The organism is Kribbella sp. WER1 (genome assembly GCF_054189145.1).
In genome coordinates, this window is record NZ_CM135186.1 from 1475825 (window position 1) to 1502153 (window position 26329).

Annotated in this window: 23 protein-coding genes; 5 read left to right on the top strand and 18 right to left on the bottom strand. The window is 69.4% G+C overall.

Annotated elements, in window-relative coordinates; translation table 11 throughout:
• Positions 1-6: 6 nt before the first annotated feature.
• The 18 genes from ACXJJ3_RS07190 to ACXJJ3_RS07275 all read right to left on the bottom strand — a co-directional run bounded on the left by ACXJJ3_RS07190 (position 7) and on the right by ACXJJ3_RS07275 (position 17568).
• A complete protein-coding gene (locus ACXJJ3_RS07190) occupies positions 7-753 on the bottom strand; it encodes a WecB/TagA/CpsF family glycosyltransferase (RefSeq protein WP_458169176.1) in 747 nt (248 codons plus the stop codon).
• Complete coding sequence (gene gmd, locus ACXJJ3_RS07195; protein ID WP_458169177.1) at positions 750-1736, bottom strand: GDP-mannose 4,6-dehydratase; 987 nt, start codon at positions 1734-1736, stop codon at positions 750-752. Before gmd ends, ACXJJ3_RS07190 begins: the two co-directional genes overlap by 4 nt.
• On the bottom strand, positions 1733-2662 hold the full coding sequence (locus ACXJJ3_RS07200) for a GDP-L-fucose synthase family protein (protein ID WP_458169178.1): 930 nt from the start codon (positions 2660-2662) through the stop codon (positions 1733-1735). Before ACXJJ3_RS07200 ends, gmd begins: the two co-directional genes overlap by 4 nt.
• Positions 2663-4183, bottom strand: coding sequence for a sugar transferase (locus tag ACXJJ3_RS07205; protein WP_458169179.1), 1521 nt, complete (start codon positions 4181-4183; stop codon positions 2663-2665).
• A gap of 161 nt (positions 4184-4344) precedes the next feature.
• On the bottom strand, positions 4345-5514 hold the full coding sequence (locus tag ACXJJ3_RS07210; protein WP_458169180.1) for a glycosyltransferase family 4 protein: 1170 nt from the start codon (positions 5512-5514) through the stop codon (positions 4345-4347).
• A gap of 13 nt (positions 5515-5527) precedes the next feature.
• On the bottom strand, positions 5528-6817 hold the full coding sequence (locus ACXJJ3_RS07215; RefSeq protein ID WP_458169181.1) for a hypothetical protein: 1290 nt from the start codon (positions 6815-6817) through the stop codon (positions 5528-5530).
• Positions 6814-8040, bottom strand: coding sequence for a polysaccharide pyruvyl transferase family protein (locus tag ACXJJ3_RS07220; protein WP_458169182.1), 1227 nt, complete (start codon positions 8038-8040; stop codon positions 6814-6816). Before ACXJJ3_RS07220 ends, ACXJJ3_RS07215 begins: the two co-directional genes overlap by 4 nt.
• Positions 8041-8064: 24 nt before the next feature.
• Entirely contained in the window at positions 8065-9024 is a 960-nt protein-coding gene (locus ACXJJ3_RS07225) for a glycosyltransferase family 2 protein (RefSeq protein ID WP_458169183.1), read from the bottom strand.
• Positions 9021-9725, bottom strand: a complete 705-nt coding sequence (locus ACXJJ3_RS07230) for a class I SAM-dependent methyltransferase (protein ID WP_458169184.1) — start codon at positions 9723-9725, stop codon at positions 9021-9023. Before ACXJJ3_RS07230 ends, ACXJJ3_RS07225 begins: the two co-directional genes overlap by 4 nt.
• 13 nt (positions 9726-9738) lie before the next feature.
• Positions 9739-11049 (bottom strand): glutamate-1-semialdehyde 2,1-aminomutase, encoded by a 1311-nt coding sequence (locus ACXJJ3_RS07235; protein ID WP_458169185.1) that lies wholly within the window; start codon positions 11047-11049, stop codon positions 9739-9741.
• A complete protein-coding gene (gene rfbC, locus ACXJJ3_RS07240) occupies positions 11046-11594 on the bottom strand; it encodes a dTDP-4-dehydrorhamnose 3,5-epimerase (protein WP_458169186.1) in 549 nt (182 codons plus the stop codon). The genes ACXJJ3_RS07235 and rfbC overlap by 4 nt, the downstream gene beginning before the upstream one ends.
• A gap of 4 nt (positions 11595-11598) precedes the next feature.
• Entirely contained in the window at positions 11599-12717 is a 1119-nt protein-coding gene (locus tag ACXJJ3_RS07245; protein ID WP_458169187.1) for a class I SAM-dependent methyltransferase, read from the bottom strand.
• Complete coding sequence (locus ACXJJ3_RS07250; RefSeq protein ID WP_458169188.1) at positions 12711-13361, bottom strand: PIG-L deacetylase family protein; 651 nt, start codon at positions 13359-13361, stop codon at positions 12711-12713. Before ACXJJ3_RS07250 ends, ACXJJ3_RS07245 begins: the two co-directional genes overlap by 7 nt.
• The gene (locus ACXJJ3_RS07255) at positions 13361-14161 is read right to left on the bottom strand and encodes a glucose-1-phosphate cytidylyltransferase (protein ID WP_458169189.1); all 801 of its coding nucleotides are present in this window, start codon (positions 14159-14161) and stop codon (positions 13361-13363) included. Before ACXJJ3_RS07255 ends, ACXJJ3_RS07250 begins: the two co-directional genes overlap by 1 nt.
• A gap of 28 nt (positions 14162-14189) precedes the next feature.
• Positions 14190-15410, bottom strand: coding sequence for a methyltransferase domain-containing protein (locus ACXJJ3_RS07260; protein ID WP_458169190.1), 1221 nt, complete (start codon positions 15408-15410; stop codon positions 14190-14192).
• Complete coding sequence (locus tag ACXJJ3_RS07265) at positions 15407-16471, bottom strand: NAD-dependent epimerase/dehydratase family protein (protein ID WP_458169191.1); 1065 nt, start codon at positions 16469-16471, stop codon at positions 15407-15409. The genes ACXJJ3_RS07260 and ACXJJ3_RS07265 overlap by 4 nt, the downstream gene beginning before the upstream one ends.
• 102 nt (positions 16472-16573) lie before the next feature.
• Positions 16574-17233: a hypothetical protein gene (locus ACXJJ3_RS07270; protein WP_458169192.1), complete on the bottom strand. Its 660-nt coding sequence runs from the start codon at positions 17231-17233 to the stop codon at positions 16574-16576.
• On the bottom strand, positions 17230-17568 hold the full coding sequence (locus ACXJJ3_RS07275) for a hypothetical protein (RefSeq protein WP_458169193.1): 339 nt from the start codon (positions 17566-17568) through the stop codon (positions 17230-17232). Before ACXJJ3_RS07275 ends, ACXJJ3_RS07270 begins: the two co-directional genes overlap by 4 nt.
• A 166-nt stretch (positions 17569-17734) precedes the next feature.
• On the opposite strand from ACXJJ3_RS07275, the gene ACXJJ3_RS07280 reads away from it, so the two are divergent.
• From ACXJJ3_RS07280 to ACXJJ3_RS07300, 5 genes are read left to right on the top strand one after another with little or no spacing between them, the layout of a single operon-like run.
• On the top strand, positions 17735-19057 hold the full coding sequence (locus ACXJJ3_RS07280; protein WP_458169194.1) for a UDP-glucose dehydrogenase family protein: 1323 nt from the start codon (positions 17735-17737) through the stop codon (positions 19055-19057).
• On the top strand, positions 19054-20286 hold the full coding sequence (locus ACXJJ3_RS07285; RefSeq protein ID WP_458169195.1) for a glycosyltransferase family 4 protein: 1233 nt from the start codon (positions 19054-19056) through the stop codon (positions 20284-20286). Before ACXJJ3_RS07280 ends, ACXJJ3_RS07285 begins: the two co-directional genes overlap by 4 nt.
• A 1-nt stretch (position 20287) precedes the next feature.
• Entirely contained in the window at positions 20288-22219 is a 1932-nt protein-coding gene (asnB, locus tag ACXJJ3_RS07290; protein ID WP_458169196.1) for an asparagine synthase (glutamine-hydrolyzing), read from the top strand.
• A 9-nt stretch (positions 22220-22228) separates the two neighbouring features.
• On the top strand, positions 22229-24382 hold the full coding sequence (locus ACXJJ3_RS07295; protein WP_458169197.1) for a bi-domain-containing oxidoreductase: 2154 nt from the start codon (positions 22229-22231) through the stop codon (positions 24380-24382).
• The gene (locus ACXJJ3_RS07300; RefSeq protein ID WP_458169198.1) at positions 24379-26292 is read left to right on the top strand and encodes an alginate lyase family protein; all 1914 of its coding nucleotides are present in this window, start codon (positions 24379-24381) and stop codon (positions 26290-26292) included. The genes ACXJJ3_RS07295 and ACXJJ3_RS07300 overlap by 4 nt, the downstream gene beginning before the upstream one ends.
• The last annotated feature ends 37 nt before the right edge of the window (positions 26293-26329 follow it).

Sequence of the window (26329 nt, forward strand, 5' to 3'; positions counted from 1 at the left end):
CTCACCTTAGACGGGACGCGGCGGATTCCTGAGCACGCCCAGGAGGAAACGCGGGATCCCCAGCACGTAGCGCTTCCAGAGCCGCCGCGGCTCCTTGTACAGCCGGTAGCTCCACTCCAGCCCGGCGCGCTGCATCCAGCGCGGCGCGCGGTCCAGCCGGCCGGTGTGGAAGTCGAACGCCGCACCGACACCGATCAGGACCGCCGCGTCCAGCCGGTCCCGGTGGTCGGCCATCCAGCGCTCCTGCTTCGGCGCGCCGAGCCCGACCCAGACGATGTCCGGCCGCGCCTCGTTGATCCGGTCGACCGTGTCCGCGTCCTCGGCGTCGGTGAGCGCACGGTACGGCGGGCACTCGACGCCGACCACCTTCAACGCCGGGTGCCGCGCCTGGAACCGCTCGCGCAACTCCTCCGCGACACCGTCCGCGCCGCCGTAGAAGTACTGCGTCCAGCCGCGGTCCGCCGCCTCCGCGAGCACCCGCTCGAGCAGGTCCGGCCCGGCGACCCGGTCCATCTCGGCGAAGCCGGCCTTCTTCCCCGCCCACACCAGCGGGATGCCGTCCGGGACAGTCAGGCCGGACGTGTTGTAGACCTCGGTCAGCCGTGCGTCGGCGCGGGCGTGCAGCAACGCGTTCATGTCCGACACGCAGACCAGCTGCCGTTCGCCGCCGTCGATCCAGCGCGCGAAGGTCTCCACGGTCCGGTCCAGGTTCGTCACGCTGACGTGGATGCCGAGGACGTCGACCCGGCTCATGCGTCCGCGCCCGTCAGCTTGCCGAGGTCGGCGTCGACCATGATGCGGACCAGTTCCGGGACGTGCACCTGGGCCTTCCAGCCGAGTTCGCTGGTCGCCTTGGACGCGTCGCCGATCAGCGAGTCCACCTCGGTCGGGCGCTCGTACCGCTGGTCGTGGTCGACGTACTTCTCCCAGTCCAGCCCGACGTGCTCGAACGCCAGCGCCACGAAGTCGCGGACCGAGTACGACGTACCGGTCGCGATCACGTAGTCCGCGGGGGTGTCGTGCTGCAGCATCCGCCACATGCCCTCGACGTACTCCGGGGCGTAGCCCCAGTCGCGGGCCGCGTCCAGGTTGCCGAGGTACAGCCGGTCCTGCGTGCCGGTGGCGATGGCCGCGACGGCGCGGGAGATCTTCCGGGTCACGAACGTCTCGCCGCGGCGCGGCGACTCGTGGTTGAACAGGATCCCGTTCACCGCGAACATGTCGTACGCCTCGCGGTAGTTCCGGGTCATCCAGTAGCTGTAGAGCTTCGCCGCGCCGTACGGCGACCGCGGGTAGAACGGGGTGTCCTCGTTCTGCGGCGGGGGCGTCGCGCCGAACATCTCCGAGCTCGACGCCTGGTAGAACCGGCAGTCCAGGCCGATCATCCGGATCGCCTCGAGCAGCCGCGTCGTCCCCATCCCGGTGGTGTCACCGGTGTACTCCGGCTCGTCGAAGCTCACCCGGACGTGCGACTGCGCGGCCAGGTGGTACACCTCGGACGGCTGGATCGACGCCAGCAGCGTGACGAGTCGCGAGCCGTCGGTGAGGTCGCCGTAGTGCAGGAACAGCCGCTTGTCCTCGGCGTGCGGGTCCTCGTACAGGTGGTCGATCCGCTTGGTGTTGAAGGTCGACGCGCGGCGGATCAGGCCGTGCACCTCGTAACCCTTGGACAGCAGCAGTTCGGCCAGGTACGAACCGTCCTGGCCGGTGATCCCGGTGATGAAGGCTTTCTTCATGTGACATTCTCCACGTACCAGCGGTAGGTGGCGGCCACACCGTCTTCCAGCGAAACAGAGGGTTTCCAGCCGAGCGCGAGCAGCCGGCTCACGTCGAGCAGTTTGCGCGGAGTGCCGTCCGGCTTGGACAGGTCGTTGCTCAGGGCACCGGTGTAGCCGACGGTCCGGGCGACCAGTTCGGCCAGCTCGCGGATCGTCACGTCGGCACCGACGCCGACGTTGATCGGCTCCGGCTCGTCGTAGTGCTCGAGCAGGAACAGGCACGCGTCCGCGAGGTCGTCGACGTGCAGGAACTCGCGCCGCGGCGTACCGCTCCCCCACAGCACCACTTCATCGGCGGCGCTCGCCTTGGCCTCGTGAAAGCGGCGGATCAGCGCCGGCAGCACATGGGACGACGTGGGGTCGAAGTTGTCGTTCGGGCCGTACAGGTTGGTCGGCATCGCGGAGATCCAGCGCAGGCCGTACTGACGACGGACCGCCTGCACCTGCATGATGCCGGCGATCTTCGCGATCGCGTACGCGTCGTTGGTCGGCTCCAGTTCGCCGGTCAGCAGGCTCGACTCACGGATCGGCTGCTCGGCGTACTTCGGGTAGATGCACGATGAGCCGAGGAACAGCAGCCGTGGGGTGCGGACCTCGAGGCACGCGTCCATCAGGTTCACCTGGATCCGCAGGTTGTCGCTGAGGAACTCGGTCGGGTGATCCCGGTTCGCCAGGATCCCGCCGACCCGCGCCGCGGCGTCGATCACCACAGCGGGGCGGTGCTCGCGCAGGAACGCGAAGGTCGCGGCCCGGTCCCGCAGGTCCAGCTCGGCCGACGAGGCGCCGATCAAGTTGGTGTATCCGGCCGCGTCGAGCCGCCGCCACAGGGCGGATCCGACCAGGCCGCGATGGCCCGCGACGTACACGGGGGCATGCAAGTCCATTCAGTACGCTCCTGCGCCGTAGATCACCGCGCGCACGGTCTTCCAGAGAATCAGCAGGTCGAGGGTCATCGACCAGTTGTCGACGTACCGCAGGTCGAGGCGGACGGACTCGTCCCAGGACAGGTCGCTGCGGCCGCTGACCTGCCACAGGCCGGTCATCCCGGGCTTGACCAGCATCCGCCGCGAGTCGTCGGCGGCGTACAGCGCGACCTCCTCGGCCAGCGGCGGGCGCGGGCCGACCAGCGACATGTCGCCGCGCAGCACGTTGAACAGCTGCGGCAGCTCGTCCAGCGAGAACCGGCGGATCCAGCGGCCGAGCGGGGTCATCCGCGGGTCGTTGCGCATCTTGAAGATCACGCCGTTGCCGTCGCTCAACGCGTACAGGTCGGACAGCCGCTGCTCGGCGTCGACGTACATGCTGCGGAACTTCAGCATCGTGAACTCGACGCCGGCGCGACCGACCCGCTGCTGCCGGAACAGCATCGGACCGGCGCTGGTCAGCTTGACCGCGAGCGCCAGCCCGATCAGCAGCGGGGACAGCAGCAGGATGATGCCGAGGGCAACCACCCGGTCGAAGACCGCCTTCATCAGGTGCGGGCCGCCGCTGACCGACGGTCGCTCCAGGTGCAGCAGCGACAGGCCGGCCACCGGGCGGACCGAGATCCGCGGGCCGGCCACCTCGATGATGCCCGGCGAGACGATCAGCTCGACGCCGCGCTGCTCGAGCGCCCAGGACAGCCGGCGCAGCGACTGGCCGGCCAGCTCCGGGTCGGTGGCGATCGCGACCACCTCGACCGCGTGCCGGTCGGCGGCGGCGAGGATGTCTGGCTCGTCCAGCTCGTCGGGGTGCAGCGGGGCGTCCTCGGTCGTGGCGCTGCTCGCGGCGCTGTTGTCGCCACGGGGACGGCAGGTCGCGACGACCCGGAAACCGTCGGTCGGGCGGCTCTCGAGGTGCTCACACAGCGTCGCGGCCGGGCCACTGCGCCCGACCACGAGAACCCTGTGCATGCAGCGACCTCGGACCCGATGCCGGTGCAGGTCCTTCCGCAGCGCGTACCGCAGCAGCAGCGCGGCGATCACCATCACCGGGATCGCCAGCACCACGAAGCCGCGGGCGATCTCGGCCTTGGTGACGTACGACGTCATCGCGACCGCCGCGGTCAGCCCGACGCCGGCCCGCAGCAGCGAGCGGAACTCGTCCGGCCCGGCGCCGAAGAACCGCGGGTCGTACCCCTTCGACAACGCGACGACCGCGACCCAGGCGATCGGCAGCAGACTGCTCACGATCAGGTAGCTGGAGCCGACGTGGTACCCGAACCGGGTCAGCAACGCGATCGAGACGCCGAGCATCGCGGCGAGCAGGTCCCCGCCGACGGCAGCCCAGCGGTACACACCGACCCAGCGCGGCTCGGTCGACCGCGACGGCAGCGGGACGATCGCCGGGACCTCGTGCGGGACGACCCAGAGCGGACGCCGGCCTTCCAGGCTGTCCACCGCGTCCGGCGCTTCTGCTCCGCTCACAGCGGTCCTGTTCCCTCCCGCAACTGCTCAGCCACGCAGGGTGTCCGCTGCGGCGTGCAGTGTGTCCTTGTTAACCCGCGCTTAGGCGACGGGTCACCGAAGATTACTACGGGAGCGGGCCCCGGGCGACGCCTGGCGCCGAACCTTGTCAGGATCTTTCGTCACGGCGATTGGACGAGTAGGTCCGCCGGCCGACGGCGGGTGCCGTCCAGGAACGCGGCGAGCCGGCCGCCGACCGTCTCGCGGGAGAACTCGGTCTCCGCACGGCGGCGCGCGGCGACCGCCATCGCGACCCGGCGCGGCTCGTCCTGGAGGGTCTCGATCAGCAGCCCGGCGGCGGATTCGGCGTCGTCGAGCGGCCAGAACCGGCCCTCGATCCCGGGCGCGACCATCTCCGGGATACCGCCGACCGCGCCCGCGAGGACCGGCAGCCCGGCGGCCATCGCTTCGAGGATCGCGATCGGGAGGTTCTCGATCGTCGCGGTGTGGCAGTAGAGCCGGTGGCCCGGCAGCAGCGACGGCGGATCGGCCTGGTAGCCGAGGAAGCGGACCTGGTCGCCGATGCCGAGGCCGTCGGCGCGGCTCTGGAGTGCGCGGCGGTCCGGGCCGCTGCCGATGATGTCGACGGTGTAGCGGTGCCCGCGCCGGGCGGCGGCGCCGAGGACGTCGATCAGGTACGCCTGGTTCTTCCGTCCTTCGAGGAATCCGACCGTCACCAGGTCGGCCGTCTCCCCCGTGGCTGTTGCTGCCGAAGGGCTGACCGGGTTCGGTACGACGGCCGACGGGACGCGCCGGATCGCCGGGATCCGTTCCGCCAGGACCGACCGCGCGAACTCCGACATGTAGACGATCCCGTCGAGCTCCGGCAGCAGCCGTTCCTCGTACGCGCGGATCGACCGGTACAGCCGGCCGCCCTCCGGGAGCTCGCCCTTCCCGGCCCACTCGTCGGCCTGCGAGATGTTGAGGTGCGCGGCCATCACGACGGGCTGCGTCGTCCGCGCCCGCAGGGCGGCGCCCGCGGACACCGGGCACTGCGTATAGATGACGACATCAGGATTGTTGACAATCTGCCGACGGAGCGCCTGCTCGAGATAGTGCGCGTGCCAGTGCCGGTACCACCAGACGCCGGCCGGTTTGCTGAACCAGCGGAGGCCGATCCGCGCGGCGAACACCGGCGTCAGCAGCACCGACCGCGACGAGAACGGGCTCACCACAGCGGCGGCGCGATCCGCTCCCTGCAGGTACTCGTGGAACGTCCGCACGTGACTTTGCAGACCCGACGTACCAGCCGGCCGCATCGGCGTCGCGACCACGATCTCCAGCTTGTTCATACCGACGTTCTCCCTAGGCCACTGCGGTTTGCTGGGCGGCGGCGACGTGGTCGCGGCGCGCGGTCACCAGGCGGCTCCACCAGACGGCGATGCCGAGTACCGACGCGATCGCGGACCCCCACACGACGCCCTGCGCTTCCCAGAACACTCCGCCGAGGGCCGCGAGGACGACGAACATCGATGTCGCGACGAGCTGCGACTGCATGGTCTTGTCGGCACGCCCCAACGCCCGCAGCCCGGCCGACGGCCCGACGTACAGGCAGCCGGCCGCGGAGCTGATCACCACGCCGAGCACGAGCGCCCGCGCGTCCGGCCACACGCTGCCGAGGACCAGCTCGCCGATCCCGAGCGGGAACACGACCAGGATCACCACGCCCCAGGACACGGCGATTGCCGACAATCCACCGCTGAGGGCCGCGCACAACTTCCACAGCGCGTGCGGCCCGCGACTCAACGCCCGCGCCGCCTCGGGTACGGCGACCTGCCCGACGCCCATCAGCAACGCGGCCACCGGGCCGATCAGCATCTCGGCGCCGCGGATCGCACCGGCCGCGGCCAGGCCGCCGCTCGCCGCCACGATCAGCGTCCGGATCTGCCCGCCCGCGCCGAGCACGACGTTCTCGACCAGGAACCGCAGTCCGAGGTCGCTGTGACTGCGCAACCAGCCGATCGCTCCGGCGGGTCGCGGCAGGACGCCCGCCTGCCGGATCCCGTACAGGCCGGCGACCGCCGCCGTACCGCCGAAGGTGAGCAGTGCGGCGGTGATGCCGAAGTCCAGGTAGCGGCCGACGAAGAGGACGGTCAGCAGCAGGATTGTCCACAGCGTGTCGTTCACGAACGTCTTCACGCCCTGTCCGGCGGCGAAGAACGCGGACCGCCAGCTGTCCTGCAACGTGAGGCCGGGCAGGACGATGCCTAGGGCAATGAACGCGGCGCCGGGCTCGGAGCCAGGCGTGGTCGCCCTGAGGACGAGGCCGATCAGTACGCAGACCACGCCGCCGGCGATGCCGACGAGGATCGCGACGCCGCTCGCGGCCGCGACTGCCTGGCGACGGTCGGTGTCACCGGACACGCTGAACCGGACCATCAGGGCGTCGGTCGACAATGCCCGCGAGCAGTTCAGCGCCACCGAGTAGGCGAGGAACGCCAGCCCGAGCGCGCCCAGACCCGTTGCCCCGAGCAACCGTGCGACGAACACCCCGAGCAGGAAGTTGCCGATGCTGGACACCGCCTGGTCGGCGATGCCCCACCCGAGTCTGCCGGCCACCCCGCGCCGCCCCGGCCGGGCGTGCATGCCCGTCACGACGTTTCCCCCACGCGGGTCGTCCGCGGCGCGTCGAGCAGCTGCGCGGACAGCCTGTCGAACTGTTCGGACAGGCGTACCCGGTTGGCTGTCACGTGTTCGGTGAGGGTGCGGGTGATCTGTTCACGGTCGTTCTCCAGGGCGGCGACCTGCTTCTCGAGCAGGTCCGCGTCGAGGCCGGCGATCTGCTGCACCCAGGCGCCGACTCCGAGCTGGTTCATCAGCTCGGTGTGCTTGCGCCCGTACGCGATCGCGACCGTCGGCTTGCCGAGCATCAGCGCCACCAGCACGGTGTGGAACCGGGTCCCGACGACGGTGTCCGCCTGGCTGAGCTGGGCCATCACATCGTCGATTGTTGACAATCCTTCGAAAACCACCGGCGGCTCGCCCGACCCGGTCCAGCGTGCCCTCGCGTCGGCGAGGATCTCCTGGACGACCGGTTCGTCGTTGAAGTCACCGATCATCAGCCGTACCCGGCGCCCGTCGTCGACCAGCGACCGCACCAGTTGCGTCATCTTCGCGACGTAGGCCGCCCGGACCTCGTCGGCGCGGTGCCGGTCGGCCGGCGTCCCGTCGTACGCCATCACTCCGACCGCGACCACCCCGCTCGGCTCCGGAGGCGCGGGCGGGACGGGCAATGCGAAGACCAGATCCGGGTACGTCGGATCGTCGGCGCCGGCCATCCCCATCCGGCGCGCCGCGTCGAGCGACGACTGGTCACGGAACGACCGGTAGTGCGCCAGCCGGCACGCGATCTTGAGCAGCCGCCCGGTGACGGGCTGCTCGACCACGGTCGCGCCGACGCTGACGTACGCCGTCTTCGTACCGAACAGCCGACCGGCCACGGACACGAGGAACAGCGAGTACGGGAACTCCCACGGGCGCTGCGGCAGATCGGTCTCGAACAGCCCCATCCCGGGCAGGATCACCACATCGTGACCGCGGACCCACGCCCCGATCCAGATCGCGTCCGCGACCGCTCCGACAGCGATCCGCAGGATCGTCAGCACCACGTGCAGCAACCGCGACCGTGACCGCGCCGCCGGACGCAGCCAGTTCAGCCGGACGACGGGCAGCCCGTACCGCTCCCCCACCGGCTCGGGGCCGGTGAACATCGCGTCGAGAACCGCATCGGGATGATCCCTGCGCAGGTAGCGCAGGACGGCTTCGAGACTCGCGTCGTTGCCGAGGTTGCCGGCGCCGATCCGCCCGAACAACCCCACCCGAAGGCCCCCTGACCGGACCACTCAGCTCGCCTCCTGCCCGGCCACCACGGCCCGTACCGACAGCCCGTCGACGGTGCCGAACGTCGACGGCGGCTCCGCCGGGTACCAGCGCCGCAGCCGCCGCGACACCCGGCTCCCGATCCACCGGAAGATCTGGCCGTAGCAGGCGACCCGTTCCTTCCAGGACAACGGCGCCCGCCCGACCGCGCTGAACCAGCTCAGCACGTACTCCGCGACCAGCCGGACGGCGGGATTGCGGCGCCGGTCCAACCGCTTCGGGTCGAGGTTCGCGCAGGCGGTGTTGATGTCCGAGAGCGACAGCCGCCCCGCGTGGTGCCGCCGGAAGTACAGCCAGTCCGGGACCTGCACGAACGTCCCGAGCAACGCCAACTGCGCGGTGAACGTGTAGTCCGCGTGGTAATAGCTGCCGTGCGGCTTCACGCTGCGCAGCGCATCGGCGCGGATCACGCCGTAGAAGTCGTCGGCGCACAGCGCGCCCGGGGTGTCCCCGTCGAGCATCATGCTCCGGAGCCGCTCGGACGGGCGCGGCGCGTCGGTCTTCAGCGGGTACTCGAGCGCCTGCGTCACGGTCCCGTCGCCGTCGATCGCGGCGCCCCACGAGTGCGCCAGTACTGCCTCCGGATGCTGGTCGAGCAGCGCGATGCAACGCTCGAACAGGTCCCGCGCGTACAGGTCGTCGGACGAGACCCACTTGAACAGCTCGCCGCGGCTCTGCCGGAACACGTAGTCGTGGTTCGGCGCGGCTCCGATGTTCCGGTCCTGCCGGTGGAACCGGATCCGCGGGTCACGCGCGGCGTACTCCCGGCAGATGTCGTCCGTGCTGTCGGTCGACGCGTTGCTGGAGATCACCAGCTCGAAGTCGGTGTACGTCTGCCCGAGTACGGCGTCCAGCGCGGGCCGCAGGTACTCCTCGCCGTTGTAGACGGGCAGGCCGACGCTGAGTCGGGGCGTACTGGTCATCGTGGTGCTCCGTTCGGCTGGACGGCGGGCAGATCCGGGAGCTTCCAGAGCGCGAGCCGGCTCGGGTCGACGTCGCCGCCGTCGGCCATCGACTCGACCGGGTCCGGGAAGCCGAACGGCGGGAGGCCGAAGTTCAGCTGCCGCCAGTTGCTGCCGGTGAACTGGTTCCGGTTCCGCTCGACCTCCGGGTAGGTGTTCAGCAGCAGCCAGGTCGCGCCGGTCCGGCGGAAGTTCTCGAGGATCAGCGCGGCGTCGGCGTACGACACGTGCACCAGGCAGTCCCGGCAGAGGATCACGTCCGCGTGCGGCAGCTCGGCCTCGGTCAGGTCGCCGACCGCGAAGCTGCGCCGGTCGTCGGCGTACAGACGCCGATTCTCCGCGATCACGCCCTCGACGATGTCGACGCCGTAGTACTGCTCGACCGGGAGCTCGACGTGCCGCATCCAGTTGAAGTCGCCGCACGGTGCGTCGAGCAACGAGGTCGCGTGCAGCCGTTCCAGCAGATCGGGCAGCTGCGCGCGGACGTTGTCGGTGGCGCGCAGCTCCGACCCGGTCCCGGATCCCGACTCGGCGCTGCCCCACGTCGCCGAGTCGTAGATCTTGGTGAACACGGCCTGCCGGGACGTCACCCGCCACCGCAGCCCGTGGAACACGCCTTGGCCGGCCAGGGAATCACGCAACCGCCCGAGCATTCTGGACATCGGCTTCCTCCCCCTAGACGAAGCGCCGGAAGACCGGTTTGACGGGACGGCCGCCGAGGACCGCGTGCACGTTCCCGGCGTCGAGCACGTCGCGGTAGACCCGGCAGGCGCCGGCCACGACCTCGACGGTGCGGTCGATGTCGGCGTCGCTCAGCGCGCTGCTGACCACGAACGACGGGCCGATCACGCCGCCCCGGATCAGCTCCCGGAGAAACAGGGTCCGGTACGGCTGCGAGGGCTGCAGGTCCTCGTCGAGCGTCGCGAACACCAGGTTGCCCGGCCGCCCGCGGACCACCACGTGATCCTGTACGCCGGCCGCCGCCGCCACCTCCCGAACGCCCCGAGCGAGCCGCTCGCCACGTTCGTGCAGCCGCGCGGCGATGCCCTCCTCGGCGTACACGTCCATCACCGCGACGGCGGCCGCGAGCGCGTGCGTCTCGGCGCCGTGGGTGGTCGACAACAGGAAGACCCGCTCGTGGACGTCCCGCAGCCCGCCGCGTTCGAGGAACTCGCGTTTGCCCGCCAGCGCGGACACCGCGAACCCGTTGCCGAGCGCCTTGCCGAACGTCGACAGGTCGGGCGTCACGCCGTACAAGCCCTGCGCGCCCGCCTCGGAGAACCGGAAGCCGGTGATCATCTCGTCGAAGACCAGCAACGCACCGTGGCGGTGGACGAGGTCGCGCAGCCCTTCGAGGTACCCGGGCGGCGGGTCGTGCTGGGTCGCGGCCTCCAGGATCACGCAGGCGATCTCGCCGTCGTGCTGCCGGAACAGCTCCTCGGTGGCGGCCAGGTCGCCGTACGGGAAGCCGACCGTCAGGTCCGCGATCGCGTCCGGGATGCCGGCCGCCATCGGCGTCCGGGCGATGAACCAGTCGTCGATCGAGAAGAACGCGTGATCGGTGCACACGGCAACCAACGGCCGCCCGGTGACGGCCCGGGCCAGCTTGACCGCGGCGGTCGTCGCGTCCGAACCGTTCTTGCCGAACTTCACCATCTCCGCGGTCGGCACCGCGGCCAGGAAGCGTTCGGCGGCCTCCAGCTCGACGATGCTCGGCCGGACGAAGTTGCTGCCGCGGTCCAGCTCCCGGCGGACCGCCGCCAGCACCCGGGGATGCCGGTGCCCGAGGCTCACCGCGCGCAGCCCGGAGCCGTACTCGACGAACTCGTTGCCGTCGACATCCCAGACGTGCGCGCCGTCGCCACGGTCGATCACCGGCGCCATGTCCGCCGGGAACTGGTCCTCGCCCTTGGCGTAGGTGTGCGCGCCGCCGGGGATCAGGTCGTGCAGCCGCTTGTTCGCGGCGATGGACTTCTCGAAGTTCATGTCAGCCTCGCAGTGGCCAGGGCGAGTGGTGATGCGGCACGGTCGCGGTCGGACATCAACGACACCGGCAGCGGCCACGGGATCCCGAGGTCGGGATCGTCGAAACGGATCGCGACGTCCTCGGACGGGTCGTGCGCCCGGTCGATCCGGTACGAGACGTCCGCCGGTTCGGTGAGCGCCTGGAACCCGTGCGCGCAGCCGGCCGGTACGTAGACCGTCACCTGGTTGTCGCCGGTCAGGTCGAACGTCTCCCGGTTCCGGTACGTCGGCGACCCCGGCCGCAGGTCGACCACGACGTCGAACACCGCGCCGTACGAGCAGCGCACCAGCTTCGCCTCGCCCTGCCCGGAGCGGGTGTGCATGCCGCGGACGACGCCCTTGCGGGACCGGGAGATGCTGTCCTGGACGAACGCGTCCGGATCCAGCCCGGCCTTCGCGACCACGTCCCGGTCGAACGTCCGCGAGAAGAACCCGCGCTCGTCGCGATGCGGCGCGGGCCGGAACAGCAGCACGCCCGCGATGCCCGGTACCTCGATGACCTCCATGGGGTCAGAGCCCCCTCTCGTGCGGCTCCGGGAGCGGCACGAGGTACGTCGTACCCCAGCCGCCGCCGGCCTCCAACTGAGTGATGATCTCGTCGGCGATGTCCCAGGTCAGGACCAGTACGACGTCCGGCCGGGCCGCCGTCAGCTCGGCGATCGGGCGGATCGGGACCAGCCCGTTGCCGGGGATCCGCCGGCCGTGCTTGCCGGCCGCGAGGTCGACGGTGAACGGCAGCAGGTCCGTCGTCACCTTGCTCATGTCGAGCAGCAGCGGCGCCTTCGACGGCGCGCCGTACCCGAGGACCGTCCGCCCCGCGGCCTGGTGCCGGGCCAGCTCGTCGTGCAGCGCACCGGCGGCATGCCACGCGGCCTCCTGCAACGTGCCGAGCTGTACTTCGTCCGCGATGCCGGCCGCGTCCTCGTCCTCCAGCACCACGTCGACCGACGCGTCCGGACGGGCGTCCGCGGCATGCCGGAGCATCACGAGCAGGCTGCCGCCGTACATCTCGACCTGCCGGACCGACTCGACCGTGAGGCCGTGCAGCGCTGCCAGGTTCCGGAGCGCGCGCAACGACATGTACACCCAGTGGCCGTGCCGGATCGTGTCGAACTGGTTGCCGACGAACAACGGCAGCAGGTGGTGGAACTCCATCACCAGCAGCCCGCCCGGCGCCAGCCGCTCGGCCCGCAGCTTGAGCATCTCGCCGTACTGCGGCTCGTGCACGATCCCGTGCACGTCGACGACCAGATCCGCTTGCTCGTCACTGTGCGCGGGCCGGCACCCCCCGGCGTGCAGGTGCTCGAGCCACGAACCCCCGTGCGGGCTGCCGAACTCGAACACCACCTTCAGGTCCGGGTAATCGCTCAGGATCTCCTTGACCGACGCCTCCGCATGCCGGCGGCTCGTCGCCGACTCCACCGCCAGCGGCTCCTCCGGCAACTGCGGCTCCACCGGCCCGAGCTGCACCAACGTGCACCCCCGGCACAACCACAACGAGAGCGGCCACCGCGGATCCGGTCCCGGGTCGTCCGCCGGCGGGAAGTGGTCCGCACACGGCTGCTCCCCCAGATCCACCACCGGTACGACGTCCTCGCCCGCACACCCGCGACACCTGAAGCTCACCATGTCAACGTCGCCTTCGCCGTCGTGAAGGCCTCGGCGTACGGCGCCCGGCACTCCATGCCCCGCAGCCGCGCCAGCCCCGCGAACACCTCTTCGTCGAACCAGTCGTGCGGCACCTGGGACGGATACGCCTTGTGCAGCAGGGCGATCTTGTCCCGGAGCTGCTCCTCGGTGAGTTCGACGTACAGCCACGGGCGGCTGAAATCGCCGTCCCACTTGGGGATCTCGTAGTGCAGCACGAGGTGGTTGCGCCAGACCGTCGGCGCCAGCTCGGCGAGCAGCCGGTGGTCCTGGTGCGCGTCGGTCCGGCTCGGTGCCAGCACCAGGTCGGCACGCCGGCTGCTACGGGCCGTTGCCTCCAGCAACTCCTTGGTCCGGTTCCAGTACGCCGGCAGCCGGCCGTCGGGCAGCTCCGCCGACGTGACGGTGACGTCGCACTCCGGCAGGAACAGCTCCGCCGCCCGGCGCGCCTCCTCCAGGCGGACCGGCGTACCGGTCGCGATCACGAACTCCGCGGACAGCTCCGGCACCGACTCGGCCAGCTTCAGCAACGTGCCGCCGCAGCCGATCTCGATGTCGTCCGGATGGGCGCCGAGGGCAACCAGGTGGACCGGCCCGTCGATCAGGCCGAGTTGGAACGGAAGCATCAGACCGCCGCCATCGGGGACGTCTGGTGGCTCCACAACGCCCACGGCTTCTTGCCCGAGCGGTACAGGTCCTCCAGCTCGCTGCGTTCCTTGAGCGTGTCCATCGGCGCCCAGAACCCGTGGTGCGGGATCGCCTCCAGCCGACCCATCGCCGCCAGCCGCGGGAACGCGTCCCCGACCAGATCCTCGCCCTCGTGCAAGACGTCGAAGATCTCCTTCTTCAGCACGAAGTACCCGCCGTTGATCCAGACGTTCAGGTCCGCGGCCGAGCGCAGCCCGGTGATCCGGGAATCCGTCCCGAACTCGACGACGTGGAACGACGCCTGCGGCGGCACCGCGAGCAGGCTGGCCGTGATGTCGCTGGTCATCACGTGGTCGACGATCTTGTCCATCGGCGCGTCGGTCAGCACGTCGCCGTAGTTCGCCAGGAACGCGTCGTCGTCCTCCAGGTACGGGCGCACCCGGCGCAGGCGCTCACCGATACTCGTGTCGATCCCGGTGTCGACGAAGGTGATCTTCCACTCGCTGATGTCGGACTCGAGCAGCTCGATCTGCTGCCCGCCCTTCGTCATCACGAAGTCGTTCGAGACCGTCTCCTCGTAGCGCAGGAAGTACTCCTTCACCGACTTCCCGCCGAACCCCAGCGGCAGGATGAACTCGGTGTGCCCGAAGTGTGCGTAGTACCGCATCACGTGCCACAGGACCGGCCGGTCGCCGATCGTCATCATCGGCTTCGGTGCGGAATCCACGCCGCTGCGCATCCGCAGCCCGTGCCCCCCACAGAAGATCACGACCTTCATTGCGGTGTTCCCTTCCCCCCGGAACGGACTAGATCACTTCAAGTTTTGGGATCGGTACGACGAACTTGGCGCCCCAGTCCCGTGCGTAGCCGAGCTGGTGGACGATCTCCGTGCGCAGGTTCCACGGCAGGATCACGATGTAGTCGGGGCGCGTCTCGGCCAGGCGCTCCGGGGCGAAGATCGGGATGTGCGTGCCCGGCAGGTACATGCCGTGCTTGTGCGGGCTGCGGTCCACCGTGTACGGCAGCAGGTCCTCGCGGATGCCGCAGTGATTGAGCAGCGTGTTGCCCTTGCCGGGAGCGCCGTACCCGGCCACGGTCTTGCCGTCGCGGCGCGCCTGGATCAGGAACTCCAGCAGGTCGGACTTGATCGTGAACACCTCGTCGGCGAACCCCAGGTGGCCTTCGACGGTGTGCAGCCCGGCGTCCTGCTCGTCCTGCAGCACCTTGCCGACCAGCTCGGTCGGCTCGCCGCTGGGTGACGAGAACACCCGGAGCGAACCCCCGTGGCTCTGCAGCTCCTGTACGTCGACCACCGTGAGGCCGGCGCGGCTCAAGGCCTCGGCCGCCGTCTTCAGGGTCAGGTACTGGTAGTGCTCGTGGTAGATCGTGTCGTACTGCCGGTTCTCGATCAGCCGGAGCAGATGCGGGAACTCGAGCGACACCAGGCCGTCGTCCTTCACCAGCGCGCGCAGACCCTTGGCGAAGTCAACGATGTCCGGGACGTGCGCGAACACGTTGTTGCCGACGACAAGATCCGCCTTCCCGTGCCGGGCCGCCGCGTCGAGGCCGGTCGCCTCGCCGAGGAAGTAGCTCTCGGTGCGGATGCCCTTCTCGTTGGCGATCTTCGCGATGTTCGCGGCCGGCTCGATGCCGAGCACCGGGATTTTGAGGGCGACCGCGTGCTGCAGCAGGTAGCCGTCGTTGCTGGCGGCCTCGACGATCAAGCTGTTCTCGTCGAGGTCCAGCCGCTCCTGCATGTCGACGACGAACCGGCGGGCGTGCTCGACCCAGCTGGTCGAGTACGACGAGAAGTACAGGTAGTCGCTGAACACGTCGTCGGCCGCGACGTACGCCGGCAGCTGGACGAGCAGGCAGTTGCCGCAGATCCGCACATGCAACGGGTAGAACGTCTCGCCGCTGTCGAGCTGGTCCGTGCGCAGGTAGCTCTCGCACGGCGGCGACATGCCGAGGTCGACGAACGTCTGCGTCAGCGGTTCACCGCAGAGCCGGCAGGCTGGATCGGTCATCGGGCCAGCTCCTTCGGTCCGGGGAACTGCGCGTCGGTGCTGCGGCGCAGCCGGCCGTCGACCAGTCCCGCGTCGAGCAGCTGCTGGATACGGCGCAACCGGACGAAATGCGCGGAGTTGAAGTCGTCGAGCGTGAGGCCGTGCCGCCGGTAGGCGTCGTACAGCTCGTCGACGCCCTTGCGGACCGACCACTGCAGCTTCAGGTCCGGGAACGTGTCGTCGAGCTTGCCGAAGTCCACCTTGTAGTTGCGCAGATCCGGCCCGGCGCCGTCCGCGATCGACAGCGTCGACCCCGGGACCGCCTCGCGGACCATCTCGGCGATGTCGCGCACCTGCACCACGTCCTCGGCGCGGCCGACGTTGAACGCCTCGTCGTGGACCTTCTCCCGCGGCGCCGCCAGCACCGCCTGGAACGCGCGGCTGATGTCCTCGATGTGCACGAGCGGCCGCCACGGGGTGCCGTCACTCTCCAGCCGCACCTGCCCGGACGTCGCCGCGATCGCTGTCAGATTGTTGACAACAATGTCCAGCCGCAGCCGCGTCGAGGCGCCGTACGCGGTCGCGTTCCGCAGGTACGTCGGGCTGAAGTTGTCGTCGGCGAGCTTCGACAACTCCTGCTCCGCCAACGCCTTCGTCTCTCCGTACGCCGTCACCGGGAACAACTCCGCGTCCTCGGCCACCGCCTCCGACCCCGCCGCGCCGTACAAACTGCACGACGACGCGAACAGGAACCGCTGGACCCCCGCGTCCTTCGCGGCCCGGGCGAGGTTCAGCGTCCCGTCCAGGTTGACCGAGTACGTCGCCGCCTTGTCGAGATTCCCGAGCGGATCGTTCGACAACGCCGCCAGACACACGACCGCGTCGTACCCCCGAACGTCCGCCACCGTCACATCCCGCAGATCCCGCGGCGCCCGCCCCCCGATGTCCTCCGGCCCACCCAACAGGTCGCATCCCTCGTACAACCCGGAGTCCAGCCCCCCGACCTCATGCCCGAGCCCCCGCAGAAACGGCACCATCACCGCCCCGATATAACCCCGATCCCCCGCAACCAGAACCCTCATCCCGCCATCCCCTCACCCCACAAGTCCCGTCGCCCAATACAGATCAACGGAAACCCGCCCTGATACAGCCAATTTGGGGGGTGAGACAAAGACCGGAAACAGTCAGCGCTCCTGGGACCGGGAGGCACCCGGCCCCGCCGGCCGGTCGACGCTCGCCGGCGGCGCCCCGGCCGGGGGCGGCGCAGTACCAGCGGGCGGACTGTCGCGGAGAACCTGTTGCAGCACGTCCTGAGGCATCGGCAGCCGATGCGGTGTCGTCTGGACGCCGGGGCGCTGCGGTCCGACGCTCGGGCCACCGCCGCCGGTCAGGCCGTGCAGACTCGGTTCCTGCTTGCCACGGTGCCGCCCGAGACGCTCACCCGCGATCGCAGCCGGATCCATGCTGCGATGGTTGAACGCCACGATCTGCCGGACGGGTTGTGCGTTCGGATCCCGCACCACGCGGCCGTCCTCAATCTGCGGGAGCGGGTCGAACTCCCGGTAGACCATCCTGTGCGACGGACGTGGACGCGCCGCCGTACCTCCTTCGTCGAAGACGGCCACCTTGATCTCGGCCGCGTCCCGCAGGTCGTGCGACGACGGGCCGTAGCTCAGCTGCTTGCTGATGTACTCACCCTCGCGGCCGTCACGGAGCGCTGCCATACCGTCTCGGAAGGCCTCGAACTCGCGGCCGGCGTCGCTGTTGGGATCCTGCTTCCAGGCGGCGTACAGCTGGTTGACCTCCTGGCGCAGCTCGGGGTGAACGGTGAGGCGGTAGTTCACCGTTTGTCACCGCCGCCCTCGGGTTCGTCCAGTCCCCACTCCCGCAGCATTTCGTCGTACGGCACGTAGTCCTCCGGGCGTGCGTTCGCCAGGCGCGCGCGGGTGAGGTCCTCCAGCTTGCGGTCGGACTCGGCGTCTTCCCTCAGGCGCTCGTACTCGGCCCATTGTTCGAAGGTGATCACGACGCCCTCGGGCCTCGGCTCGTCACCGAAGAACACCGGCTCGTTCTCACCGGAGCGGAAGAGCTGGAGGATTCTGCCCAGGGTCCGGCCGACGGTACCGGTGTCGATGACGTGCAGGGTGTCACCGTTCGGGAGTTTGAACTGGGCTTCCATGAGTACTCCGATGTCCGCGGGCGCGTGCACATTCCGTGACCCAGGATAGTTTCCGGAGGGGATTTCCCGCGGGAAGTTTCCGTAGGGGTGTATCAGCGTGGTGGGGTGGGTGCTCTCATGGGCGCTGGGGCGTGGGGACGTCGGGATCTTGCCTGTGGGGGGCGTTATGAGAGTTGCCGTGTTCGGCTTGGGGTATGTGGGGTCGGTGACGGCGGCTTGTCTGGCTGCTGCCGGGCATGAGGTGTGGGGGGTGGACGTCGACACCGCCAAGGTGGAGCCGATTGCGCGGGGAGACAGTCCGGTTGTCGAGCCGGGGCTGGACGAGCTTGTGGCGGCCGGGGTTGCGGCGGGGCGGTTGCGGGCGACCACCGATCCGCGGGTGGCCTTGGAAGGTGCCGATGTCTCGTTGATCTGTGTCGGTACGCCGTCGACCGCGGCGGGGAGTACGGATCTCACCTACATCAAGCGGGCGGTGCGGGACATCGCCGAGGCGGCGCGGGACGTCGTACGGCCGGAGTCGGGGTTCCACAGCATCGTGGTGCGGAGCACGGTCCCGCCGGGGACGGTGGACGAGGTCGTGGCGCGGGTGCTGGCCGAGGTGCCGGCGGCGGACGGGCTGACGTTCGGTACGGCGATGTGCCCGGAGTTCCTGCGGGAGGGGTCGGGGCTGGCGGACTTCTACGCGCCGCCGTTCGTTGTCGTCGGCACCGGGGACGCACGGGTGGGTACCGCTCTGACCGACCTGTTCGCGTTCCTCGGCAAAGACGTGCAGATTGTTGACATTCGGACGGCCGAGGCGCTGAAGTACGCGTGCAACGCGTTCCACGCCACGAAGGTGTCGTTCGCGAACGAGATGGGCCGGATCTTCCGGCACTTCGCCGTGGATTCGCGCGAGGTGATGAAGATCTTCGTGCAGGACACCAGCCTGAACATCTCGCCGTACTACCTGAAGCCCGGCTTCGCGTTCGGCGGCTCGTGTCTGCCGAAGGACCTGCGCAGCGTCCTGCACCTGGCGCGGATGAACGACACCGAACTCCCGCTGCTGTCCGGCGCACTCGCCACCAACGAGCGCAGCGTCCGCGACATCGTCGACCGGGTGATCGCCGGACCGGGCCGCGAGATCGCGCTGCTCGGGCTGAGCTTCAAGCACGCCACCGACGACCTCCGCGAGAGCCCGAACGTCGAACTCGCCGAGCGCTTGATCGGCAAGGGCTACAACCTGCGGATCTACGACGCGATCGTGAACCCGACCCGCCTGGTCGGCGCGAACCTGCGCCACGTCCAGTCGAAACTGCCACACCTGCAACGGGTCCTGACCGACGATCCACACGCCGCGCTGGCCGGCGCCGACCTGGCGATCGTCTCCGCGACCGACACCGCCGCGGTCGAGGCGCTGCTCGACAACCCGCCGGCCCGGACGATCGACCTGGGCGGCCGGCTGGGTGCGGAGGTCGAGGCGCTGCCCGGATACGAAGGAGTGGGCTGGTGAGCGGTCCGCGGGTGCTGATCGTCATCCAGAACCTCTGGGTGCCGTTCGACCGCCGCGTCTGGCTGGAGTGCCAGGCGCTGGTGGCGGCCGGGTACGACGTGACCGTGGTGTGCCCGAAGGGCCCGGGCGATCCGTCGTACGACGTGATCGACGGCGTGACCGTGCACAAGTACAAGGCGTACGCACCGGGTGGCAGCAAGATCAGCTTCGTCTGGGAGTACGCGTACTCGTTCCTGATGACGCTCCGCCTGGTGTTCCGGGCCCGCAAGGCCGGCCGGTTCAAGGTCCTGCAGGCGTGCAACCCGCCGGACATCTTCTGGCCGATCGCGATGCTGCTGCGCCGCCTCGACGGCACGCGGTTCGTGTTCGACCACCACGACCTGTGCCCGGAGCTCTTCCAGTCCCGGTTCGGCGGTACGGCGAGCCTTCCGTACAAGGGACTGCGGTTCCTCGAGCGGACCACGCACCGCCAGGCCGACCACGTGATCTCGACGAACGACTCGTACCGCCGGATCGCGATCACCCGCAGCGGCAAGGCGAACCACGACGTGACCGTGGTCCGCACCGGCCCCGACCCGGACAAGCTCCGCCGCGGTACGCCGGACGACACGCTCCGCCGCGGGCACCAGCACCTGGTCACGTACATCGGCGTGATGGGTCCGCAGGACGGCGTCGACATCGTGGTCCGGGCCGCCGATCATATTGTCAACAATCTGCAACGCACCGACATCGCGTTCACGTTGATGGGCGGCGGCGACTCGTTCGACGAGGTGGTGGCGCTCCGCGACGAGCTCGGGCTCGGCGAGTACGTCGAGTTCACCGGGCGGGTGCCGGACGAGACCGTGCGCGCGGTGATGTCCACCGCGGACCTCGGGCTGTCCCCCGACCCGAAGAATCCGCTCAACGACGTGTCGACGATGAACAAGACCATGGAGTACATGGCGTTCGAGCTGCCGGTCGTCGCGTTCGACCTGGTGGAGACGAAGGTGTCGGCCGCCGACGCCGCGGTGTACGTGGAGCCGAACGACGTGGCCCAGTACGGCGAGGCGATCGTCGCGCTGCTCGACGACGAGGTCCGCCGGCGCCGGATGGCGAAGCTCGGCCGGGAACGTGTCGAGCGGGTCCTCGCGTGGCGGCACCAGCAGAAGGCGTACCTCGAGGTGTACGACCGGCTCACCGGGCATGTCAGCCGGGTCGGCACGGTCGCCGGCGTCAAGACGGGGTCCTGACGTGTGCGGCATCGCGGGCTGCTACCAGCAGCATGACGGCTTCGCGCTCGCGGAGGCGATGAGCGACCGGATCGCGCACCGCGGCCCGGACGCGGACCAGGTGTACGCGTTCGACGAGGGCGACGTGCGGGCGTACCTCGCGCATCGCAGGTTGTCGATCATCGACCTGTCGGCCGCCGCGGACCAGCCGTTCAGCAAGCGCGGGCTGACGATCTGCTACAACGGCGAGCTCTACAACTACAAGGAGATCCGGGCCGAGCTGTCGAGGTCCGGCGTGCACTTCCGCACCCAGAGCGACACCGAGGTCGTGCTCGAGGCCTGGCGCCGGTGGGGTCCGGAGTCGCTTACCCGGTTCCGCGGAATGTTCGCGTTCGCGATGCTGGACCAGGACAGCGGCAGCCTGTACCTGGCCCGCGACCCGCTCGGCATCAAGCCGCTGTACTTCCTTCGCCGCCAGGACGGCGTGATCTTCGCGTCCGAGCTGAAGGCGCTGGTGACCGCGGTCGGCAAGGAGCTCCGCACCGAACCCGGCGCGCTGATCGCGTCGATGCTGTACTACTGGCTGCCCGAGCAGCGCTGCGCGATCGACGGCGTCGAGAAGCTGCCGCCGGGATCGTGGGCGGAGTTCCGCCCGGACGGCACCAGCCGGAACGAGACGTACTGGCGGGTCGCGGACGTCGCCGCCGAGGCCGCGGCAGGTCCGCCGGCCGACCTGCGCCAGGTGATCGAGGAGTCGGTCGCCGCGCACCTGGTCGCCGATGTCGGAGTGTCGACGTTCCTCAGCGGCGGTCTCGACTCGAGCCTCGTGACGGTCCTGGCGAAGCAGCTGGATCCGGGGATCGACTCGTACACGATCACGTTCCGGGCGCAGGACCAGAAGCTCGAGGCGATGCCGGACGACGCGATCTACGCGCGCAAGGTCGCGCAGCAGTTCGGGATCGAGCTGCACGAGATCGAGATCGCGCCGGACGTCGTCGAGCTGCTTCCGCGGATTGTTGACAATCTGGACGAGCCGATCGGCGACCCGGCCGCGATCAACACGCTGCTGATGTGCGACACCGCCCGCGCCGCCGGCGTGAAGGTGCTGCTGTCCGGGATGGGCGCCGACGAGCTGTTCGGCGGGTACCGCAAGCATCTCGCCTGCGTGATGGGTGCGCAGTACCAACGACTCCCCGGCGTACTGCGGAACGGCATGGTCGGGCCTGCCGTGCGACGACTGCCGGTCACCGTCAACGGTCGGGGGCTGCGGTACGCGCGCTGGGCGAAGCGGTTCGAGACGTTCGCGAACCTGCCCGAGGAAGAGGCGTTCCGGCGCAGCTACACGATGTACGACGCGGACCAGCTCGCCGGGCTGATCAGCCCGGACCTCGACCCGTACGTCGGGAAGCTGCTCGCCGAACACAGCGACATCTACCACGACAACGCGCTCGACGATCATGTGAACCGGATGTGCCTGGCCGACTCCCGGATGTTCCTGCCCGGGCTGAACCTCACGTACACCGACCGCGCGAGCATGGCGGCGTCGACCGAGGTACGGACGCCGTTCGTCGACCCGGTCGTGGCGCGAGCCGCGTTCTCGATCCCGGGGAGCGCGAAGATCCAGTCGAAGATCCACTGGCGGGTGAGCAAACTGGCGCTGAAGCAGGCCGCCGAGGAGTGGCTGCCGAAGGAGATCATCTACCGGCCGAAGGCGTCGTTCAGCGCGCCGTTGCGGGCCTGGGTGCGGAACGACCTGCGCGAACTGGTCGACGACGTGCTGCTCCGCGGCGAGCTGGTCGGGAGCGGGTTCCTGCGGCAGTCCGCCGTTCAGCAGATTGTCGACAATGAACGATCCGGCCGCGAGGACTACTCCAAACAGATCTGGCAGCTGCTGACGCTGGAGACGTGGACGCGGCACATGCGCGCCCTGGGCGTGACCATCACCTCTGGATGAAGGACGGACATGAAGCAGGTTGCACAGAACTACAAGTCCGGCGAGCTGGCGGTCCTCGACGTACCGCCGCCGGCTTGTGCGCCGGGCGGGGTGCTGGTCCGTTCGCTGTACTCGCTGATCTCGACCGGGACCGAGCTGATGAAGGTCGGCGAGGCGAAGCTCTCGCTGGTGGGCAAGGCGAAGGCGCGGCCCGACCAGGTGCGCAAGGTGCTGGACACGGTCGCACAGCAAGGGCTGACGAGTACGTACAAGAAGGTGATGAACAAGCTCGACTCCTACACGCCACTCGGGTACTCGCTGTGCGGTGTGGTCGTGGAAGCCGGCGCGGGCGCCGAGGAGTTCAGCGTCGGGCAGCTGGTCGCCGCGGCGGGGAACGAGTTCGCGCTGCACGCGGAGTACAACTGGGTGCCGGTGAATCTGTGCGTGCCGGTGCCGGACGGCGTGCCGGCGGAGCAGGCCGCGTTCTCGACCGTCGGCGCGATCGCCATGCAGGGCGTGCGGCAGGCCGAGGTGCAGCTGGGTGACACCGCGGTGGTGATCGGGCTGGGTCTGGTCGGCCAGCTGGTGGTCCGGTTGCTGGTGGCCGCCGGCGTGCGGGTGTTCGGGATCGACACGGTCGCGGACCGTTGCCGGATGGCCGAGAAGGCGGGCGCGCTGTACTGCGCGGGCGCCGACGAGGCCGGGGTCGCCGCGCTCGAGCGGTCGTTGCTGCAGGCATCCAACGGGCTCGGCGCGGACCACATCCTGCTGGCCGCCGGTGGGCACTCGAACGGCCCGGTGGAGACGGCCGCCCGGCTGGCGCGGGACCGCGCGCGGGTGGTCGACATCGGCAAGACCAAGCTGGACCTGCCGTGGAACGCGTACTACGACAAGGAACTGGACGTCCGGTTCTCGCGGTCGTACGGACCTGGGCGGTACGACGACCGGTACGAGCTGGAGGGGATCGACTACCCGGCCGGCTACGTCCGCTGGACCGAACGCCGCAACCTGGAGTGCTTCGTCGACCTGATCGCCCGGGAGCAGATCGACGTCGGCGGCCTGATCGCGAACACCTTCCCGATCGCCGACGCGACCGACGTGTACCAGAAGCTCAGCACCGGAACGTACCCCGGTGTCGGCTTCCTGTTCGAGTACCCGAAGGAAGAGGAAGCCGTTCAGCACATCGACACCCGTCCGCGGCAGTCGACCACCAAACCGACGAGCGGCGGAGCTGTAAGGGTGGGGTTCGTCGGAGCGGGGAACTACGCGTCGAGCATGCTGCTGCCTCATCTGCAGAAGGACGAGCAGGTCGTACTCGGGCGGGTCGCGACGAACAAGTCGTTGTCGGCGGCCAACGCGCAGCGGCGGTTCGGTTTCGAGGAGGTCGGGACCGACGCGCAGGACGTACTGGCGGACGACTCGCTGGACGCGGTGTTCGTGGTGACACGGCACAGCTCCCATGCCGAGCTGGCGTGCCGGGCGCTGGAGACCGGGAAGGCCGTCTTCGTCGAGAAGCCGCTGGCGCTGACCGACGAGGAGCTGGACCGGGTCGTCGCCACCGTGGATGCCACCGGCAACGATCGGCTGATGGTCGGGTTCAACCGCCGGTTCGCGCCGCTGCTGGCCGATCTGCGGCACCGCTTCGGCGAACCCGGCGGCAACAGCTCGATCCGGTACCTCGTGAACGCCGGCAAACTCGACTCCACCAGCTGGTACCTCGACGCCGGCAAGGAAGGGACCCGGTTCGCCGGCGAGGGCGGGCACTTCGTCGACACCCTCACCTGGTGGCTGAACAGCCTCCCGACCGAGGTGTACGCCGTCCCCGGGCCCGACGCCGGCGATGTCCTCGTCACGCTCCGGTTCGCGAACGGCTCCGTCGGCACGATCACGTACGTCGCGGGCGGCAACGCGCGCTTCCCGAAGGAGACGATCGACGTCACCGGTGGCGGCCGGAACGCGCGCTTCGACAACTTCCAGCGGGCGGCGGTGTGGTCCGGGCGGAAACCCGTCACCCGCAAGTCCCGCAGTACCGACAAGGGCCAGCGCAACGAGCTGGAGCGTTTCGTCGCGGCGGTCCGCACCGGCGCCCCGATGCCGATCCCGTTCGAGCAGCTCGTCGCCACCACCCGCGCCACGATCGCCGTCGACCGCAGCCTGGCCTCCGGCAAGCCGGAGGTCGTGTGAGCCGCCAGCCTCTGGGCTGGTACGTCCGCCGCCTGCGCAGGATGTCCCCCACCGAACTCATCCAGCGCACCCGCGATGCCGGACGCCGCACTGCCTGGGCCTACCAACAGGTCCGGCCCGGGCAGGACGGAAAGCTGACCCTGCCGCTCCGACGCGAAAGACCGTTCAGTACGACGCTCCCGCCGCACATCGCCTGCGCCGTACCGGAAGATGCCCGTAAGGCGGTCATCCGTGCGGCCGACGCGATCATGGCGGGCAATCTCGAGGTGTTAGGGGTCTATCGGACCGACCTCACGGCGCCCGACTGGTTCCGTGACCCGGTCACGGGCCGCCGCTCCGACCCCACGCAGTACGTGTTCAAACTGAACCACCGCAACGAGGAAGCGGTCGGCAATATCAAGCAGGTGTGGGAGCTGTCCCGCCACCACCACCTGACCCAGCTGGCCGCCGCCTGGTACCTGACCCACGACGACCGGTACGCCGAACGTGTGGCCGACCACTTGAACGACTGGTGGCGGACGAACCCGTTCCTGTCCGGGGTGCACTGGGCCAGCGGTATCGAGGTCGGCCTGCGGCTGATCAGCTGGACCTGGATCAGACGCCTGCTCAACGACTGGCCCGAGATCACAGACCTGTTCGAGCACAACGAGCTGGCCCTGCAGCAGCTGTACTGGCACCAGCGGTACCTGGCCGCGTTCCAGAGCCACGGCTCCTCAGCCAACAACCATGTGATCGCTGAGGCAGCTGGACAGCTCATAGGTGCCTGTGCATTCCCATGGTTCACCAAGAGCGACCGCTGGCGCGCCAACGCCGCAGCCCTGCTGGAAAAGGAACTTGAAGCCAATACGTTCCCCTCTGGCCTCAACCGCGAGCTGGCCACCGACTACCACCGCTTCGTCTCAGAACTCGGCCTGTACGCCGCCGTGGAAGCCGACAATGCCGGCCGCCCGCTCAGCCAGGAAACGTGGGCCCTGCTGGCCCGAACGCTCGACGCGGCCGCAGCCATCGTCGACAACCGCCTACGCCCACCACGCCAAGGCGACGACGACGAGGGCATGGTCCTGGTCCTCGACCCGCCCGACATCAGCACGTGGTCGGCGTACCTCTCGCTGGGCACCGCCGTGGTCGGCAGAGCGCCCTGGTGGCCAGAAAGCCCAACTACTGCGACGTCGGTGATCGTCGGCGCCCTGGTGCACGGCCAGCAACCAGACAGACCCGCCGAGCGCCCAGGCCACTTCAGCGACGCCGGCCTGACAATCCTGCGCAGTAAGGACATCTGGTGCCGTGCAGACGCCGGACCGCACGGTTTTCTGTCCATCGCAGCCCACGCCCACTCCGATGCGCTCTCCTTGGAGGTCCGCGTCGACGGCGTTGATGTCCTGGCGGATCCCGGAACGTACTGCTACCACGGCGAAGCGGAATGGCGGGACTACTTCCGCTCCACGATCGCCCACAACACCGTGGAAGTCGCCGGCACCGAACAGTCCACCTGGGGCGGCCCGTTCCTCTGGTTGCGCGGGGCAACTGGCCAGGTCCTGCACCGCTCCCCCACCACGTGGGAAGCCGAACACGACGGCTACGCCCCGGTCACGCACCGACGTACTGCAACCCTTGAGAACGCAGTGCTCCGCGTAGCAGACACCTTGAACGCAACAGGCGACGTACGCATCGCCTGGCATCTGGGACCCGAGGTCAGCTTCGACCAGGACACGGGGCAACTGGAATGGCCGAACGGCTCGGCTGTGGTCGAACTGCCCGCGGAACTGGCCTGGACGACCTTCCACGGCAGCAACGATCCGTTGCTGGGCTGGTACTCACCGCGATTCGGCCACAAGGTCCCCAGCACGACCCTGCTCGGCACGGGCACCCTGCCCGCCGGCATCCCGGCAGTGACGACGTTCCGCTTCTGACGGATGTATCAGTACCTGCCTCCGCCCCTCTATTACT

Bases quoted from the DNA above. Each gene is read 5' to 3' on its own strand.
- ACXJJ3_RS07190 (WP_458169176.1), bottom strand. From the start codon at position 753: ATGAGCCGGGTCGACGTCCTCGGCATCCACGTCAGCGTGACGAACCTG.
- gmd (WP_458169177.1), bottom strand. From the start codon at position 1,736: ATGAAGAAAGCCTTCATCACCGGGATCACCGGCCAGGACGGTTCGTAC.
- ACXJJ3_RS07200 (WP_458169178.1), bottom strand. From the start codon at position 2,662: ATGGACTTGCATGCCCCCGTGTACGTCGCGGGCCATCGCGGCCTGGTC.
- ACXJJ3_RS07210 (WP_458169180.1), bottom strand. From the start codon at position 5,514: ATGAACAAGCTGGAGATCGTGGTCGCGACGCCGATGCGGCCGGCTGGT.
- ACXJJ3_RS07225 (WP_458169183.1), bottom strand. From the start codon at position 9,024: ATGACCAGTACGCCCCGACTCAGCGTCGGCCTGCCCGTCTACAACGGC.
- ACXJJ3_RS07230 (WP_458169184.1), bottom strand. From the start codon at position 9,725: ATGTCCAGAATGCTCGGGCGGTTGCGTGATTCCCTGGCCGGCCAAGGC.
- ACXJJ3_RS07235 (WP_458169185.1), bottom strand. From the start codon at position 11,049: ATGAACTTCGAGAAGTCCATCGCCGCGAACAAGCGGCTGCACGACCTG.
- rfbC (WP_458169186.1), bottom strand. From the start codon at position 11,594: ATGGAGGTCATCGAGGTACCGGGCATCGCGGGCGTGCTGCTGTTCCGG.
- ACXJJ3_RS07245 (WP_458169187.1), bottom strand. From the start codon at position 12,717: ATGGTGAGCTTCAGGTGTCGCGGGTGTGCGGGCGAGGACGTCGTACCG.
- ACXJJ3_RS07250 (WP_458169188.1), bottom strand. From the start codon at position 13,361: ATGCTTCCGTTCCAACTCGGCCTGATCGACGGGCCGGTCCACCTGGTT.
- ACXJJ3_RS07255 (WP_458169189.1), bottom strand. From the start codon at position 14,161: ATGAAGGTCGTGATCTTCTGTGGGGGGCACGGGCTGCGGATGCGCAGC.
- ACXJJ3_RS07260 (WP_458169190.1), bottom strand. From the start codon at position 15,410: ATGACCGATCCAGCCTGCCGGCTCTGCGGTGAACCGCTGACGCAGACG.
- ACXJJ3_RS07265 (WP_458169191.1), bottom strand. From the start codon at position 16,471: ATGAGGGTTCTGGTTGCGGGGGATCGGGGTTATATCGGGGCGGTGATG.
- ACXJJ3_RS07275 (WP_458169193.1), bottom strand. From the start codon at position 17,568: ATGGAAGCCCAGTTCAAACTCCCGAACGGTGACACCCTGCACGTCATC.
- ACXJJ3_RS07280 (WP_458169194.1), top strand. From the start codon at position 17,735: ATGAGAGTTGCCGTGTTCGGCTTGGGGTATGTGGGGTCGGTGACGGCG.
- ACXJJ3_RS07295 (WP_458169197.1), top strand. From the start codon at position 22,229: ATGAAGCAGGTTGCACAGAACTACAAGTCCGGCGAGCTGGCGGTCCTC.